Origin of the sequence: Larkinella rosea (assembly GCF_003858635.1) — a bacterium.
In the GTDB taxonomy this organism is placed as follows: Bacteria; Bacteroidota; Bacteroidia; order Cytophagales; family Spirosomataceae; genus Larkinella; species Larkinella rosea.
The window spans coordinates 255,653-271,015 of the sequence record NZ_RQJO01000007.1; the positions used below are offsets into that span (position 1 = coordinate 255,653).

At 51.1% G+C, this 15,363-nt stretch carries 12 protein-coding genes; 1 reads left to right on the forward strand and 11 read right to left on the reverse strand.

The features are described 5' to 3' along the window. Positions 1-76: 76 nt before the first annotated feature. The 4 genes from EHT25_RS01325 to EHT25_RS01340 form a co-directional block, all read right to left on the reverse strand. On the reverse strand, positions 77-2,296 hold the full coding sequence (locus tag EHT25_RS01325; protein ID WP_229311397.1) for a peptidylprolyl isomerase: 2,220 nt from the start codon (positions 2,294-2,296) through the stop codon (positions 77-79). Between the two features lie 285 nt (positions 2,297-2,581). Further along, positions 2,582-3,154 (reverse strand): hypothetical protein, encoded by a 573-nt coding sequence (locus tag EHT25_RS01330; protein WP_124869489.1) that lies wholly within the window; start codon positions 3,152-3,154, stop codon positions 2,582-2,584. 82 nt (positions 3,155-3,236) lie between these two features. Beyond that, positions 3,237-3,575: an avidin-fold protein gene (locus EHT25_RS01335; protein ID WP_310588709.1), complete on the reverse strand. Its 339-nt coding sequence runs from the start codon at positions 3,573-3,575 to the stop codon at positions 3,237-3,239. Next, complete coding sequence (locus tag EHT25_RS01340; protein ID WP_124869492.1) at positions 3,572-4,654, reverse strand: agmatine deiminase family protein; 1,083 nt, start codon at positions 4,652-4,654, stop codon at positions 3,572-3,574. Before EHT25_RS01340 ends, EHT25_RS01335 begins: the two co-directional genes overlap by 4 nt. 35 nt (positions 4,655-4,689) lie before the next feature. Between EHT25_RS01340 and EHT25_RS01345 the strand changes: the two genes are divergently transcribed. Further along, positions 4,690-8,001 carry a leucine-rich repeat domain-containing protein gene (locus EHT25_RS01345; protein WP_124869495.1) on the forward strand — a complete coding sequence of 1,104 codons (3,312 nt, stop codon included), beginning with the start codon at positions 4,690-4,692 and terminating at the stop codon, positions 7,999-8,001. Here the strand turns inward: EHT25_RS01345 and EHT25_RS01350 are convergent, their stop codons facing one another. The 7 genes from EHT25_RS01350 to EHT25_RS01380 all read right to left on the reverse strand — a co-directional run bounded on the left by EHT25_RS01350 (position 8,002) and on the right by EHT25_RS01380 (position 15,359). Then, positions 8,002-8,505, reverse strand: a complete 504-nt coding sequence (locus EHT25_RS01350; protein WP_124869499.1) for a hypothetical protein — start codon at positions 8,503-8,505, stop codon at positions 8,002-8,004. A gap of 113 nt (positions 8,506-8,618) precedes the next feature. Next, positions 8,619-9,656, reverse strand: coding sequence for an acetate and sugar kinases/Hsc70/actin family protein (locus tag EHT25_RS01355; RefSeq protein ID WP_124869502.1), 1,038 nt, complete (start codon positions 9,654-9,656; stop codon positions 8,619-8,621). A 110-nt stretch (positions 9,657-9,766) separates the two neighbouring features. After that, positions 9,767-10,792, reverse strand: a complete 1,026-nt coding sequence (locus tag EHT25_RS01360; protein WP_124869507.1) for a hypothetical protein — start codon at positions 10,790-10,792, stop codon at positions 9,767-9,769. Positions 10,793-10,902: 110 nt separating this feature from the next. Continuing rightward, entirely contained in the window at positions 10,903-11,628 is a 726-nt protein-coding gene (locus tag EHT25_RS01365; RefSeq protein ID WP_124869510.1) for a hypothetical protein, read from the reverse strand. A gap of 186 nt (positions 11,629-11,814) precedes the next feature. After that, positions 11,815-13,443 carry a hypothetical protein gene (locus EHT25_RS01370; RefSeq protein ID WP_229311398.1) on the reverse strand — a complete coding sequence of 543 codons (1,629 nt, stop codon included), beginning with the start codon at positions 13,441-13,443 and terminating at the stop codon, positions 11,815-11,817. An 8-nt stretch (positions 13,444-13,451) separates the two neighbouring features. Further along, a complete protein-coding gene (locus EHT25_RS01375; protein ID WP_124869516.1) occupies positions 13,452-14,324 on the reverse strand; it encodes a carbon-nitrogen hydrolase in 873 nt (290 codons plus the stop codon). 12 nt (positions 14,325-14,336) lie between these two features. Continuing rightward, positions 14,337-15,359 (reverse strand): glycosyltransferase family 9 protein, encoded by a 1,023-nt coding sequence (locus EHT25_RS01380; protein ID WP_124869518.1) that lies wholly within the window; start codon positions 15,357-15,359, stop codon positions 14,337-14,339. Between the last annotated feature and the right edge of the window lie 4 nt (positions 15,360-15,363).

The window sequence follows — 15,363 nt, forward strand, 5'->3', positions numbered from 1 at the left end:
TTCAATATTAACTATTTCGGCAGGATTTATCGTCATGCCAAATCGATGAATGTGTTAAATGATGTTAAGGACCGATTTATTTCGCCAGTTTCCGGACCTCTTCTTCATTCATTTGGACCGGATATTGCTGTTTTAAGCGGTCGAGCCATTGTTTTTCCAGAACAGCCTGGTAATCGTTGATAACCGCTCCCCGGGCTTCTTCGAACGTTTTCAGCCGGGGAGGATCAATCTGGTCAATTTTCACCAGAGCTACCTTTCCATCACGCCGAATTGTGGTGGTTCCGGGTTGCCAGTCAACGGCGTCCAGGTACGGATTGATGCCTTTGGCAAACAGTCCTTCTGTCAGTTTGACCGCCCCCGGTTCTTTCGAATTCAATATCTTCTCTACATCTTTTTTAGACGTCGAATAGAGCTGAAAGGTCACGCGACGGGCTTTGTCATTCCGGCCCGTTCCGGTTAAACCGGGCCGGAATTTACCGTGGTCTTTTTCCATGATCCGGACAATCGGAATCCGGTTTGCTGTCAATAAACTAACCACATTCCGAATCCGGCTGGCCGAGATCGTATCCCGTTCCGTGCCATCGGCCGAGCCCGACACTTCAACCAGGTAATCCGAATTCTTAACCAGCAACACGATTAAATCAAACAGGGTTTCCCGCTGTTTGGGCGTCAGCGCACTCTGGTTTGTTGCGTAACTCAATTCTTCGACCGACCGCCGTAGCTGATACGGACTTTTGGCCAGCATTTCCGACGCCTGTTTCAGTATTTCGTCGTTCGGCACCACCAGAATCGAAGCAGCCGCCCGCTGGTCGTACCGGTATTTTTCCTTATGGGCTTCGTAATAAGCACGCTGTCCGAGCGAGTCGGTCAGTGACTTTTCCCAGACGTTCATTTCCATTACCTGCGAAAGCAGCACCCCATCGCGGATGTCATTCATCAACGACCGGAATTCCGGATACTTTTTCTCCAAACCGGTTTCTTCCTGCTCAATGATTTTATCATCAACAAATCGTCGGAAAAGCCGCTCCATCTGAACCGTCGCCGAAGAGGTTGGGTCCCGGCGGGGCTGCTGCCGGCGAACGACCGTTGCCAGAAAATCATTGGCGGTATACGGCTGTTGATTGATCAACACAATCGGTTTCTTTTCAATGGATGCATCCAGTTTGGCCGGTAATTTCCACTTCCCGGTCAATAAACTACTGTCGGCCATGGTCAGCGTTTTCGCCAGCACGTCGGGCGACTCCGTTACCGTGTAGTTTTTCCGCAACCGCCGAACCATTGCCTGACGAACAATTTCGGCCCGGGTGTCGGTCACTACTTTCTGCCGAAGTGTTGCCGCCATCGACTCAAACGATTCCAGCGGTTGCCGTTCGATGAGCCGGACAATGTGCCAGCCGTAATTACTCTGGAACGGTTTTGAAAACGTGCCGGGCTGCGACAAACTATAAGCGGCTTCTTCAAACGGCTGAACCATCTGTCCAACTCCAAAGACGGGCAACACCCCGCCGGTGTTGCGCGACTCCCGATCGTCCGAAAATTCTTTCACCAGCATATCGAACGGTTCGCCTTTTTCCAGCCGGTTATACGCTTCGTCGATTCGGGCTTTGGCGGCTTTCTGCCCTTCATTACCACCGCCCGACGCGGCCGCGCTCGGGCTGATCCGCACCAAAATATGGGCCACCTGCACCTTGCCCCGGCTGGGCCGTTTGTCGAGAACCTTCACCAGGTGGTAGCCCGAACGCGAGCGAACCGGCGTGGAAATGCCGCCAACCGGCGTCGTATATGCAGCGGTTTCGATGGGATAAACCACCTGAAAAGCCGTCAGATAGCCCAGATTGCCGCCGTTCGTTGCCGCCGTTGGGTCTTTGGAAAACTGCCGGGCTGCCGTTGAAAAGTCGGTGCCGTTCAGGATTTGTTTCCGCACATCAAGGGCCGCCTGGTACGCTTTCAGCGTATCGGCCGGAGCCGCATCTTCCGCCACCGAAAATAAAATGTGCGAAACGTTCACTTCTTCTTTTAACCGTTCGTATGCTTCGGCGGTGAGGTGTTCAATGGTCTCTTTGTCATTGAGATACGACTGCGCCAGTTGCTTGCGGTAGGTGGCAATTTCTTCCCGAAACCCTTCCGTGGTGTCGCGGCCTTCCTGTTCGGCGGCCATGACTTTGAGCTTCAGGTTGGTGTATAAATCAATGTATTCACGAAGACCCGTCCGGCGGGAGGAGTCACCGTTGATTTGATTTTTAGTAAACGACTGGAAAAACTCGTCCGTTGTGAACGATTTGTTACCGAGTTTCAAAATAACCGGTTCGGGAGCCTTTGTAACAACCGGCGTTGAGGACTTACAGCCCGCAAGCACACCGCAGAACAGTAAAAAACCGGATGTTTTTTTTAAACGATTAGTCGAGGTCAAAACAGGTATCAATTGGAGTGTTTGTAAGATGGTGAGACAAGAGACCTTCAAAATCATCATCGTTGCTGTCTCTTGTCTCACCTCTATTCTCTTTTATCTAGTCAGCAACAGCTATTTACAGAAAACCGCTATGGCTTTAACGACCGGAAGCGGGCTTTATTTTCATCTTTTTCAGCTGAATATCGTACTCAACTTCGTATTCAAACGAATCGCGCAGGTGCCTTCCCGAAAACCGGGCGGGAACGTGGACCACCGACTCTTTTTTTTAGGATCCTTGCTGCTGTCTTTCACTTCGACGCTGCTCTGACCCAGAATATCGTCTTTGTCCAGCCGGTCGGTCAACTGAATGCCCAGACCCGCTGCCGTCAGTGCCGTGGTGACGTATTTCAAAGGCGTGAGCAATTCGCTCCCGATTTCGAAAAGGCCGACGGGAACCTGAATCCAGCCGTTGACGTCGCGAATGCGTTTGATAAATTGCTGGGCCTGAGTGTAATCATCCACTTCGATCAGCAACAGGGACGCGACCACTTTGCCACCTTTCGGAATCGCCAACTGCACGGGAGCCTGGTTCTCGAACGATAAAACCGCGCCCTTTTTCACCTTTTCCACCCCCCACGCGCTGGATGCAACACCTACCAGGCGGTTTTGGCTGTCAAAGGCCGTGAGCGACCAGGTCATCATCAATTCGTCTTTCCGGCTGATGGTTTCTTCCAGGTTGACGGCTTTCAGACGGTTCAGCTTCATTTCCGCAGTTAACGGTTTTTGGCTTGAACAGGCCGTTAGCAATGCCAAACCCATCACATAATGTAATTTCATAAACGGATGATCAGGCAATTTCTTCGATGATCGATGCGCCTTCCGAGCCGTCGCCGTTGGTCCAGCGCCAGCGTTCGTGCAGGCGAATGCGCCCGTCGGGCAGCCATTCCGGAGTGGAATGACAAACGCCGTTCCGGAATTCGCCATCGGTGTTCAGGTGCTGATAAACCATATCCAACGCATTATCTGCCAGTATTTTCGCAACCAGAAAGCCTTTTACCACTGAACCACCACGGTATTCGGCCCAGACGACTTCGCCCTCCTGGTGATACCAGAATCTGGTTTCGGAACCGACTTCTCCGTTGTCGGTGTTGGCCACCGAACCAAAAATCTTCTGATCGTACATCATTCTTCGATGGCGGGTTCCTGCTGGCTCAGGCAGTGGAATGTGCCCAATCCCCAAACAATTTCCGTTGCGTCAATACCGACTACTTTGCGGGTTGGAAAACAACGTTCGAGAAGATCGATTGCCGTCTGGTCTTTCGCACACCGGAATGTCGGTACAATAACCGAACCATTTGTAATGTAAAAATTGGCGTACGATGCGGGCAGACGCTGACCTTCGCTGATAACCGGGTCGGGCATGGGCAGTTCGATGATGTTGAGCTGCTTGCCGTTCACCAATCGCATGGCTTTTACCGCTTCATGAATCTCCTGAAGAAACGGATAATTCTCGTCGTTGGGATTATTTTCGGTGGCGACCACCACCGTATCCTCGTTGACAAACCGCACGGTATCGTCGATGTGGCCGTCAGTGTCGTCACCCACGATGCCTTCTTCCACCCACAAGACCTGCTGAACCCCGTAGTATTCACAAAGATAATGTTCGATTTGCGCCTGGGTCAGATGGGCATTACGGTTTTGATTCAACAGACACGCGCGGCTGGTCAAAACCGTCCCTTTTCCGTTGAATTCGACGGAACCGCCCTCCATCACAATCCCCGGATTGACGTATTGCAATTTCCGGTAATGCGCGATTTCGACCGGAATGAGCTGGTCGCGGTCGTAGGGCGGGTATTTGTTACCCCAGGCATTGTATTCCCAGTTGACAATGATTTTTTCTTTCGAAACCGGATTGATCAGGAAGGCCGGGCCGTGGTCGCGGCACCATGAATCGTTGGTCGGGTTAGGAAGCAGGGTTACCTTCGATAAATCGACACCGGCCACCAAAAGCCGCATTTTGGCCGTTTGAATAACGGTTTCGTTGTGGGCGTTGATGCAAACATGCTCGCTTTCGCTGATCGCCCGGATAAACTCGATATAGGCCGGAAACATCAGCTCCTGCCGCTCATTGGACCACGACGCTTCGGTATGCGGCCAACTGAGCCAGGTTGCCACGTGCGGGTGCCATTCGGCCGGGAAGTAAAAACCGTTCTGAGCCGGAACGAAATGGGTGTTGGGTAGATGGTGCTGGGATTGTATATTCATGCAATTTTTCGTTCACACCGCAAAAATACAAAATTATGTCGGCATCTGGGATGCGAATCTTGCTGATGATCGCTTTGTGCGGGCTGGTTTCACTGGCATCGGCACAGGAGAACGGGTTAACGGATGCGGAACTGGAGAGTCTGGTGATCTGGTATCCGCAGGAAAAGTCCTTTGCCGGACCTGGACTGGACCGCCCAAATTCGTATGTAGCACCAAACAGTTACGAAGATCTGGCGGAGTTGGTAGACCGAAAAGACAAAAACGCCCCCGTTCAGTCCCTGCGGGTAACAATTGAAGTTCTGAAGAAAGGAAATGTCAGTCGGCTCGCCGAATTGAAGGAATTGCGGGTTCTGAATCTGGAAGTCGACTCGCTGACGGCGAAATCCTCGCTCTGGCAGACGGTCAGCCAATTGAAACAATTGCAGCGATTGACGATTCACCAGCGGTTTTTTGGTTCTAATTTTTTGCCATTTTCGCTTTCGCTCCCCAGTTCGCTGCAGCAATTGAAGGTGTTGGATCGACTGGATGTCATGATCGCTTCCCACGAGAACGAACAGACATTTACAACGCTGGCCGGTATGCCCGCGCTGCGGAAGTTAACGGTTTGGGTGAACGGTAATCCGGCGGTTTTACCGACGGGCATTACGAAACTTCAGCAGATCACGTCACTCAGGGTACAGAATGGTCAATACCAGCTCCAAATTCCCCCAACTCTCGGCGAGCTCAAAAATCTTCGGGAACTGGATTTCAGTTACCAGCGGATCGATGCGAAAACCGACTGGTCGTTTCTCAGCCGACTGACGGACCTGGAGACGTTGCGGCTGGCCAATACCAATCTGACGGTTTTGCCCGATCTCCGGAAATTAACCCGATTGGAAACGATTGATCTTCAGGGAAATCGGCAGCTGACTATTACCGAAGGCATATTCAGCGAACTGAATACCCTGGAAAAAATAAACCTGGACAATTGCAATCTGCGCAAATTCCCGATGGCCCTGGTGCAGCTCGGAAGTTTGAAACAATTGACGATCAACAACAATCCGTTGGGCGAATTGCCCCCACAAATCGGCTTACTGAAGCAACTCAACGTCCTGCAGGCCAATGGATGTCAGTTGAACAAACTACCCGAATCGATGGATGAACTGGTCCGTTTGAAGTCATTGGGACTGTCGGGCAATCAACTGGACACGCTGAACTTTGATCTGGGCAAGCTTTCCGGCTTGGTTTCGCTGTCGATTTTCAATAATCAATTACGCTACTTACCGGCTTCGATCGGCCAGTTAGCCCGGCTGGATCAGTTGAATTTGTCGGGTAACAGGCTGGTACGTTTACCCGAATCAATGGGTGATTTGATTTACCTGACGAGTTTGTCACTTTCCATGAATCAACTGACGGAATTGCCGAAGAACATTGGCAAATTGGTCAAAATCAATCGTTTGGATGTAGGCCAGAATCAATTACAACGGATTCCCAACGAAATAGGTCAGCTCTGGCAACTGAGACAGCTCACGCTGAACGATAACAAATTGACACAATTGCCGGAAGGTCTGGGTAAACTCGATTCGCTTCACGGGATCAATTTGCAAAAAAACCAGTTCACGGTTTTTCCCGAGGTATTGTTCCGGCTAAAGAAGTTGCTGGACCTCAATCTGAACGAGAATAAACTGAGCTCGATTCCGGCTGGCCTGGGCGCCCTTTCCAGGCTGAGAAACCTGACGATAACCCACAACCAACTCCCAACGCTGCCCGCCGAGTTGGGAAAATTGACTCACCTTCACCATCTCATTCTGGACGGAAATCCGCTGGCGCAACTGCCCGAAACGATTGGGAATTGTCGGGAACTGGAACTGTTTTTTGCCCGCAATACAAAATTGACCGTATTGCCCGAAGGGATTACCCAACTGGCCAAATTGCAGATGATCGATCTTTCCGGCAATGAACTGACCATTTTACCCGCTTCGCTCGGAAATCTGGCCGAACTTCGGAACCTGCAACTGGGCCGGACCCGGTTGGTGACGCTTCCGGAATCCATCGGTCGGTTGACGCGGCTGACCAATTTGCAGGTTGGCGAAATGGAAGAAGACACACCCAAAGAAAATTCTGGATTGCGCCAGTTGCCGGACAGTATCGTGTATTGTCGGGAACTCAACAGTTTGCAGTTGATGAACCAGCCGAGTCTGGATGGGGAAGATGTATTTACGAAAATCAGTAGACTTCCGAAGCTGCGGAATCTGACGCTGTTTCACTGCAACATCGATCGTATTCCCTCCGTTGACTGGAAGAGCCTCCAACTGCACCAACTTTCGCTCATGCGAAACCGGCTGTCGGAACTGCCTGTCGAATTACTGGAAGCTCCTCAACTGAATCAGATTTCCCTGTACGACAATCTGTTGCCGCAACCGCTCAATACCAATTTTAGCAGCAAAGATGCGCTCCGGCTGGCGTTCAGCGAAGCCGGTCTGTTGCCACTGGAAAAAATTGCCAAACCCAACCGGAACGTCGCCAACGCGTTTGTTCAGGCGGCTTTTCAGAAAGCGCGGGAACGCAACTGGTCCGGGGCGTTTGTTGACCTGGAGAAAGCCATTGAATATGGTTCCGATACGATGCGGATTGTAACATATGCCCAGCGGGCCGATATGCACACATTCCGGCAAGAATATCCGGAGGCCATTGCGGATTACGATCAGAGTATTCGTCTGTCCAGCCAGTTGAGCAAAGGAGTGCCCGAGCAAGCCCTTCAGAAACAGCAATTTGAACAACCAGCGGTGTTGGCGTTGCGGGGCCGGGCAAACGCGAAAGCCAAACTGGGTCAGATCGATGCTGCCAGCGCTGATATTGAACTGGCGCTACGAAAACTGAACTCGTTTAAAGGCGATCCGCAATTAACCAGCAATTTGTTGACCGAACAGGGACGGTACTTTACGTTATCAAATAAGCTCAGGGAAGCGAGTCTGAGCTACCGAAAAGCCATTGAAGAATACGAAAAACTTCCTTACGCCAACCCGGGCAGTAAATTAACGATTGTTGAACTTCACCTGATCGTAGGACAGCCCGATCAGGCCCGGATGGCCTTGCAGCGAATCGATAAACGGGAGCTAACCGGCGGTTTTGCCATTCTGGAGCGGTACCTGGAAAACAGTATTCAGATCTTGAAAAGCGAAAAACCGGATGCGGAAATTCTAAAAGATCTAACCACTTTTCTGGCAAGTCACAACGAGCGGATTTTCGGCTGGAGCTTCGAACTCTACGAAAACTGGTTGTCGCGCTCGGGCTTGCCAACGGAAAAGCAGACGGTTTTGCGGCAATTGACCCAGCTCACCAAAGAGCGACTTCCGAAAATGGATTAATTAGAAGAGTTTGCTCCACGCAAACCGGATGACCAGCAGCAGGCCGACAAATCCGACCACGATATAAATGAAAGGAATGTAGGTGACGGCGTAAATCCGGGTTCGGTCGATGAACCAGAGGAGGCCGATGACGGCACCGATGAGGGTCATGAAACCCGATAGTTTGCCAAAACCGGGGATGTAGTTGAACGGCAGCTTGCGTTTAATGAGCATCAGCGTAGCCGCCATCGTTACGATGGGCAATACCTGCGTAATCAGGTTCATTTGCCAGATGCTTTGCCGCTCGAACAGAAACAGATAGATGTTGAGGGTAAAGGCAAAAATGCCGGGAATGCAGGCCAGATACACCAGCGTCGCGTACACGAACCGCCACCGCCAGATCTCTTCGGCAGTTGCGCCCGACCACATATTGACGACAAAGGCCAGCGCCGGAATCGATAATAGAAAAACCGCCAGCAGCGCCGGGTTGGAAGAAACCGCGTTGAAGAAGTCCTGTAGCGTCATGAGTGAAAAGTTGTTTCGCGGAGTTGAGCGGAGTTAAAAAGAGTTAAGCAGAGTGAAATAAATACCTTCGCTTAACTCCTTTTAACTCCGCTCAACTCCGCGAAATAACTTCTTTATAAAGTCAGCAGATAACCGATGGTGAAGTTGGCATCCCAGTCGAAGACGAAGGTATCGCAGTTGGTGCCGTCGGCGATGGCTTTGTAAATGTTGACCCCGGCTTTGGTTTTGGCTTCTGTCGATTTGTAAGCCGAAGGCGCATTCAAAACCGTGTAACGCTCTTTGTCTTTCCGAACTTCTTTCGCCAGTTCAAACGGCACCCCGCCGATGATGAAGGCGGTTTTGCGGTTTCCGGACGGAATTTTTTCGGCCAGGGCTTTCACCTCGTTGTACACTTTGGCATCGTCGTCACCGTTCTGGAAATACTTGGCACCGGGGCCTTCCAGAGCCGTGGTTTTTCCGCCATCTTTCCATGAAATCTTGGTGTTACCGGAGCCGATATCAACGACGAAACCGGAGCTTTCAAAGTCTTTCGGCAGCACCGATCGGAGTGCCAGGCGACCTTCCTGTTCGGCAGTAACCGTATTGACTACGTAATTGAGCGACTTCAGTGCCTTGATAATTTTCTGCGTATTGTCGGCTTTCACGGCTCCCGAGCTGACCACAAAGTGGATGTCCCGCCCGGCGACACCGAAGTTCAGCATCCCGGAAATGTATTTCTTCAAACCTTCGCGAACGTCCTGATCGGTGGCCATGTTTTCCAGCACCAGACTGTTGCCAAATTCGGCTTTCTCCAGTTTCCAGGCTTTCTGGCTATCGACGGTGATAATGAACGAGTTAAAGCCACTCGCGCCCAGTTCAACAACGCCTTTTAGTTTGCCGTTTTGCGGGGCAGGTGGGGTGTAGCTGAACGTTGGCCGGGAACCTGCATTGTCAGTCGCTTCGGTATCCGTTGCAGTTTTTGAAGATTCTTCGTCTTTCGATTCACCCTCTGCCGCCGGCATCGAGGGCGAGTCAGACGCTTGTTCCGTGGGTTGTTTCGATGTAAACTTTTTCAGCAGATCAACTCCGCCGATGTATTTAACACCAAAGTAAATACCGGCCAAAATCAGAGCCGTGATGAGGAGCCTTCCGGCTACGGTTAAGCGTTGCATGAATTAAATGGTTAGATGGTTAATATGGTTAGATGGTTAACTAATGGTTGAATGGTAGCATAGCGGTTTTGTAACCAGTGAGCCATCAAACCATTCAACCATCAAATTCATTAGTCCAGCAGACTCCGATACCCTTCGTCTTTCGGCGGATTAATCGGGCGGGCGACGGGTGGGGCGGGGGGAGCGTCGTCCAGTTTGATGATTTTAAATTCGCCGTGGTTGTAAGCTTCCAGCAGGGCCTGGCCTTTGTCCGACAAAATACCGTTCTGGATATCGACCGAGTTGATGAAGTCCATCGACATATCCATCGCGCGTTTCATTTCGCCCAACTTCTTGCTCATGTCGTCCTGGATGTATTCCATCGACTCATCGAAGTAAAACTTCTTGTCGGGATCGCCTTTGAAAATGCTGATGGCGGTACGGAGTGCGTTGGAGCTTTCCTTGACAATCTGATACTCAGCCTCTTTCAGTTTTACCTTGATCTCGGTTTCCTTGATGATGTAGTCGGCGCTTTTGTTTACCTTCTCCATGAATTCCAGCACCGTCCGCATGTTGCGCTGAAGTGGCTGCAATTTTTCGTTCATCTCCTGCAAACCGGCGCCTTCGATGGTCGCCAGCTGAGCCGCTTCCCGCATGCCCGGCCGATCGGACATGTTGTTGGCTTTGTTGGCTTCGGCAAATTTCTGCTTGATGACGTCGTTATTTTCGGCAATTTTCCGGTTCAGTTTCACCAGCTGACCCGCCAGCGTATCGATCTGTCCCTGCATGCTGCGCCGTTTGTCTTTCAGGTCGTTGACGTAAATCTTCATGATCGCAATCGGGTCGAGCTGGATGACCAGACCGGTCAGTTTCCGCATCAACGTTTTGTATAGGAAGAAAACCGCCGTGCGTACATCTTTGCTGGTAAACAGGAAGATCAGGAAGCCCAGAACGGCGAGCAAACCCGCCAGATAGAGCGTATTTTCGGTCACCTTGATCAGAAATTCGACGATCCGGTTAAAGTATACCAATCCCATTGCACCCAGCGCGGCCAGAAAAAACAGACCGGTGATGCCTTCCGGGCGGCTCCAGAACGACCGCTTGTCGCCGTCTTCGGTTCGGCCACCCACTTGTGAAAAATCAGGAGTTGATGCCATTTGTTTCGTTTAAGGTTTATTGTTTAACGTGGTCGGTATACGGTTTTCAGTTGGCTGACGCATTCGTTTTTAGCAAGTGTCGGTTTACCGAAAACAGAAAACCGTATACCTCATTTTATATATTCCCCCAGCTTCAGCAAATCCCGCTTGATCTGGCCGACAAAAACCGCCAGCGTCGCTTCGTAATTGCTTTTACTTTGGGTAATCTTCTGACGCTGGTCAGTTAACTCCCCGCCGATTTTAGCCAGTCGTTCGGCATTGGCGTCCATTTTGCGCTGAAGCTCCAGAATCTGTCTGGCGAGCTGTTCATTCTCCGATTGCAGTTGTTTCTGCTCGTTGGATAAACCACCCACTTTTTCGGTCAGCGCTTCCTCAACGGTTTTCGAAAACGCCTGCTGGTCGTTGTTCAGCGCGGTCAGATACTGATTGGCCGAACTGACCAGCGCGGCCACATCTGCCGAACCACCCATTGCCTTGTAACTCGCCCAGGCCGCCTGATACTGCTGATCTTCACTCAAATTGAGGTTCGACAAGTTTTTCAGCGTTTCCCGAAATTCAAAATAATCCGGCCCGGGTGGATTATTCTTATGCAAAACGGATGCAAAATGATCAACAAACTTGGTGTCGACGGTGCCTTCCGGTTGAGGTGTTGAAACCGTCGATGCGGAAACCACCGGCGCCGGGTTTGACGGAGAGGATGGAATCGGTGCGGTATTCCCCTGATTCTGAGGAATAACCGGTGCGGTTTTGCCGGATGTCGGCTCGTCTTTGATAAAGAGATTCAGGAGTTTTTTTCCGAAGCCCTCCAGCCCGGAACTCGTTTCTTGTTCTGCCATCTTGTTTTAGGTTAAAAACGTTTCGCTCTTGCGGATGAAAGACGGAACAATATTAGAAGGACGCAAGATGATAAAATAACCGTTTTAAGCCAAACGGTTCACTTATGGCCTGTAAGGAAAAAAACAGGGCCGAATTATCTGTCAATACATATTTCTCCGGTTTTTAAGGCGGGGAAACAGGTGACCTTACGCTTTCTTGCGGGCGGCTCCGGTTTTCAACATGGTGGCCCGACCAAGGTAAATTTCGTCACCCTTCAAATTGACGGTTGTATAAAATTGATACCCATCTTCAATGTACCGCACCAGGACCTGTTTATTCTGACCGGGTTTTCCGTACGGTTGCGTAGCCGCCACCAGAATCTGATTGCCGTTGACAATGGCCCGGGCAAAGGGAACGTCGTGGGTTTTGAGCTGATTGGCGTTGTATTTATACCAGGTTTTGCCGCCGTCCACCGAACATTCGGTCTGCTCGTTCAGGTATTTTTCACGGCCATTGAAAAGGTCGCCGTGGTGTTTGAACAACCGCCAGAGGCCGTGAATATAGTGTTCATAACAGGCATAAACCCGGTCATTCCCAATTTCCCGCAGGTTCACTTCGGCCGGAGTAGGCTGATCCGGTTTTAAGTCCACCATATCGTCCCAGAAAAGAGCGCCATAAGCGCCGGTAAACCAGTAAAAAATGGCAACACCTTCGGCAATGGCGGGCGGTGCTGCGTTCTTGGCTTTTTCGCTATTCGGAAAATCGCTGCTCTGGGTGTTGAATAACCACTGCCACGCAATCCTTTTCTTCGGTGAAAGACGCATATTAACTTCCTGTTCGCCCAGCAAAGCCCCCAGCCAATGGCGTGAACCATCGTCGTTGTGGTTGATGGAATAATCGAATTCGGGATACAGGTAATAGGTGCCCGGCATCTGAAAATCGATGTAGTCGGCAAATGTCTTTCCAACGATCGCATCGGGCATTCCGCGTTCCTTCGAGGAGGCCGTTTGCTTCGCCGGCATCGCCCAAAGCCAGTCGGGCGACGCAGTATAATCGCGGGCGCGGGAATAGCCGTAGCCGTTTAACGGAACCGGGGCGATGGAACCCACTTCGGTATACGGACTGATCCATTCCCGCAGCGACTTCATCATAAACGTATACAGATTTACGTGTTCCTGCCGGTTTAACGGATTGCCCAGTCCTTCGTTTTCGATGTCGAAAAAGATTTTTCCGTAGGTACTTTTCCGCTTGTCGGGCGGACAATCGCCAAAATTGACGCAACCACCACTTAACTCGAGCATCGCCCAGGAGATGCTGTTTTTATACCCTTTATCGCCCCATGGCCGGACATACCAGGTTTCCGGGCCTTTGTCGCCCGATCGGGACCACGCAATATTGAACGGTTCGTCGGCCATATAGCCCTGCCCGATGGTCAACGCGCGCTGCGACGGTTTCAGGCGGCTCGTCCAGCCGTCCGGTTTGGGGTTCCATTCGCTTCGGTATTCATCCTTCGCCATTCGGGTCTTATCGATCGACGAAAACCCCCGGCGAAACAGTTTCGACCAGTCCTGATCAACATGCAAGTTTCGCCCGGCTCCGCTGAATGTCAGGGATTTGGTCGCAGGAAGCGTAAAATCACCCACAACATCCGGATTCCAGTAGCCTTTCCGGGTTGTTGGCGTAAAGGTCTGCCGGGGTGTCGGTGTCAATGCGGTTTGGGCGGGCAAAGCACCGGTATAAACGGTTGTGATGGGCTCCGGGCCGCTTATGTAGTTCGTATAATAGATGCCCACGCCTGCGATGGCGGGAAGCAAAAGAGTCAGAAAAAGCTTCATACGTTTGTTCATTCGTCTAAATACCGTTTCGTGATGGGTTGATAGGAATCAATTCGCCGATCACGTAAATAAGGCCAGGTGGTACGGTATTTATCGGTTAAATTCAAGTCAACTTCCTGTACGTGAACGACCTCCTCGTCGTGCGGAGCCAGGTAGAGCAACGAACCGTGCGGATTGGCTACGAATGATCCACCCCAGAACTTTTGCCCGCCCTCGGTTCCGACCCGGTTGACCGAAACGACATGCACCCCATTGGCAATCGCGTGACTGCGCTGAATGGTTTGCCAGGCACTGTACTGTTCGGCATCCACTTTCGGATCGGTTTCCTCCGTATCCCAGCCGATGGCAGTGGGGTAAAACAGGATTTCAGCCCCCATCAGTGACGTAATACGGGCCGGTTCGGGATACCACTGGTCCCAGCAAATGAGAACGCCTATTTTGGCATATTTGGTTTCGAAAACCTTATAACCCAGGTCGCCGGGCGTAAAGTAAAATTTCTCGTAATAACCCGGATCGTCGGGAATGTGCATTTTCCGGTATTTACCCAGGTACGTTCCATCGGCATCCAGAACGGCGGTCGTATTGTGATACAAACCGGCTGCGCGTTTTTCAAATAACGACGCAATAATGACCGTATTGGTTTCGCGGGCAATTTCGGCTAAACGTTCCGTTGTCGGGCCGGGAATGGCTTCGGCCAGACTGAAATTATGGTGATCCTCGACGTCGCAGAAATAGAGCGAGCGGAACAATTCCTGCAAACAAACGATTTGCGCCCCTTTTTCGGCGGCTTCACGAATGCCCGCTATGGCTTTTTCAAGATTAGCTTCCAGGTCGGCCGAGCAGGACATCTGCACGAGGCCAATCGATACTTTTTTTGACATGGGTTGGTTGGATTAACGTTCCGGACCGGTTCGTCGGGTCGACGGTCCGGCGCCACGCTTCAGCTCTTTCAGGTCAAAATCGAACGGTAATTCGTTCATGCATTTGAAATGACCCAGTGGACACCGATCGTAGCCTATTTTAGAACAAGGGCGACAGGGCAACAGTTTGTTTTCGAGCAAAACAAAATTGGTTTTGTACGGATACATGCCCAGTTGCGGAGTCGTATTGCCCCAGATGGAGTAGATTTTTTTCTTCAGGGCGGCTGCAATGTGCATTAGCCCGGTGTCGTGGCTGAACACCAGCGTTGATTGTTGCAGAAGCGATGCCGACTGGTTCAGATTGTACTTGCCGCAGGCGTTATAAATCAGCTTGTCACTTAGCACCTGTCGGATTTCTTCCCCCGCCTGAACGTCTTCTTTTCCGCCTAAAAGAATGACGGGATAATTGATTTTTCGGCACAATTCAATCATGCGCTCCACGGGCAGCTTCTTCGTCGTGTGTTGCCCCCCAATCGCATAGGCAACAAAACCGCGTCGGTGGGTGGCCGGAATCCATTCCGGTTCTACAATGTCTTTGTACGGAATGAAGTAATCCAGCCCTTTGTCGTCGTTGACGACCCCAAACGATTCTGTCGTTTGCAGGTATCGGTCAACAATGTGCAGCGAAGGCATGGTATTGATCTTGAACCGAACGTAAAGCCATTTTTCCCAGTTCAGCTTGTCGAAACTACGCGAAGGAACGCCTAGCCGTAATTTGATCAACATCGTACGGAGGTTGCGGTGCAAATCGATGATGTAATCGTAGCGTTCGCTCCGCAACTGAGCAATCAGGTCATTCAGGTTATTGTCCAGGTAAAACCCCTTGTCAATGTACGGATTCGATTCAATGAGGGATTGGTAGGAGCGTTTGGTGCAATAATGAATTTCGGCTCCCGGAACCTGCTGTTTCAGGCAACGAACAACCGGCGTCGTCAGCACAATGTCGCCGATGGACGAAAACCGGATAATCAGGAACTTGACGGGAGTGGTATGCATCTGC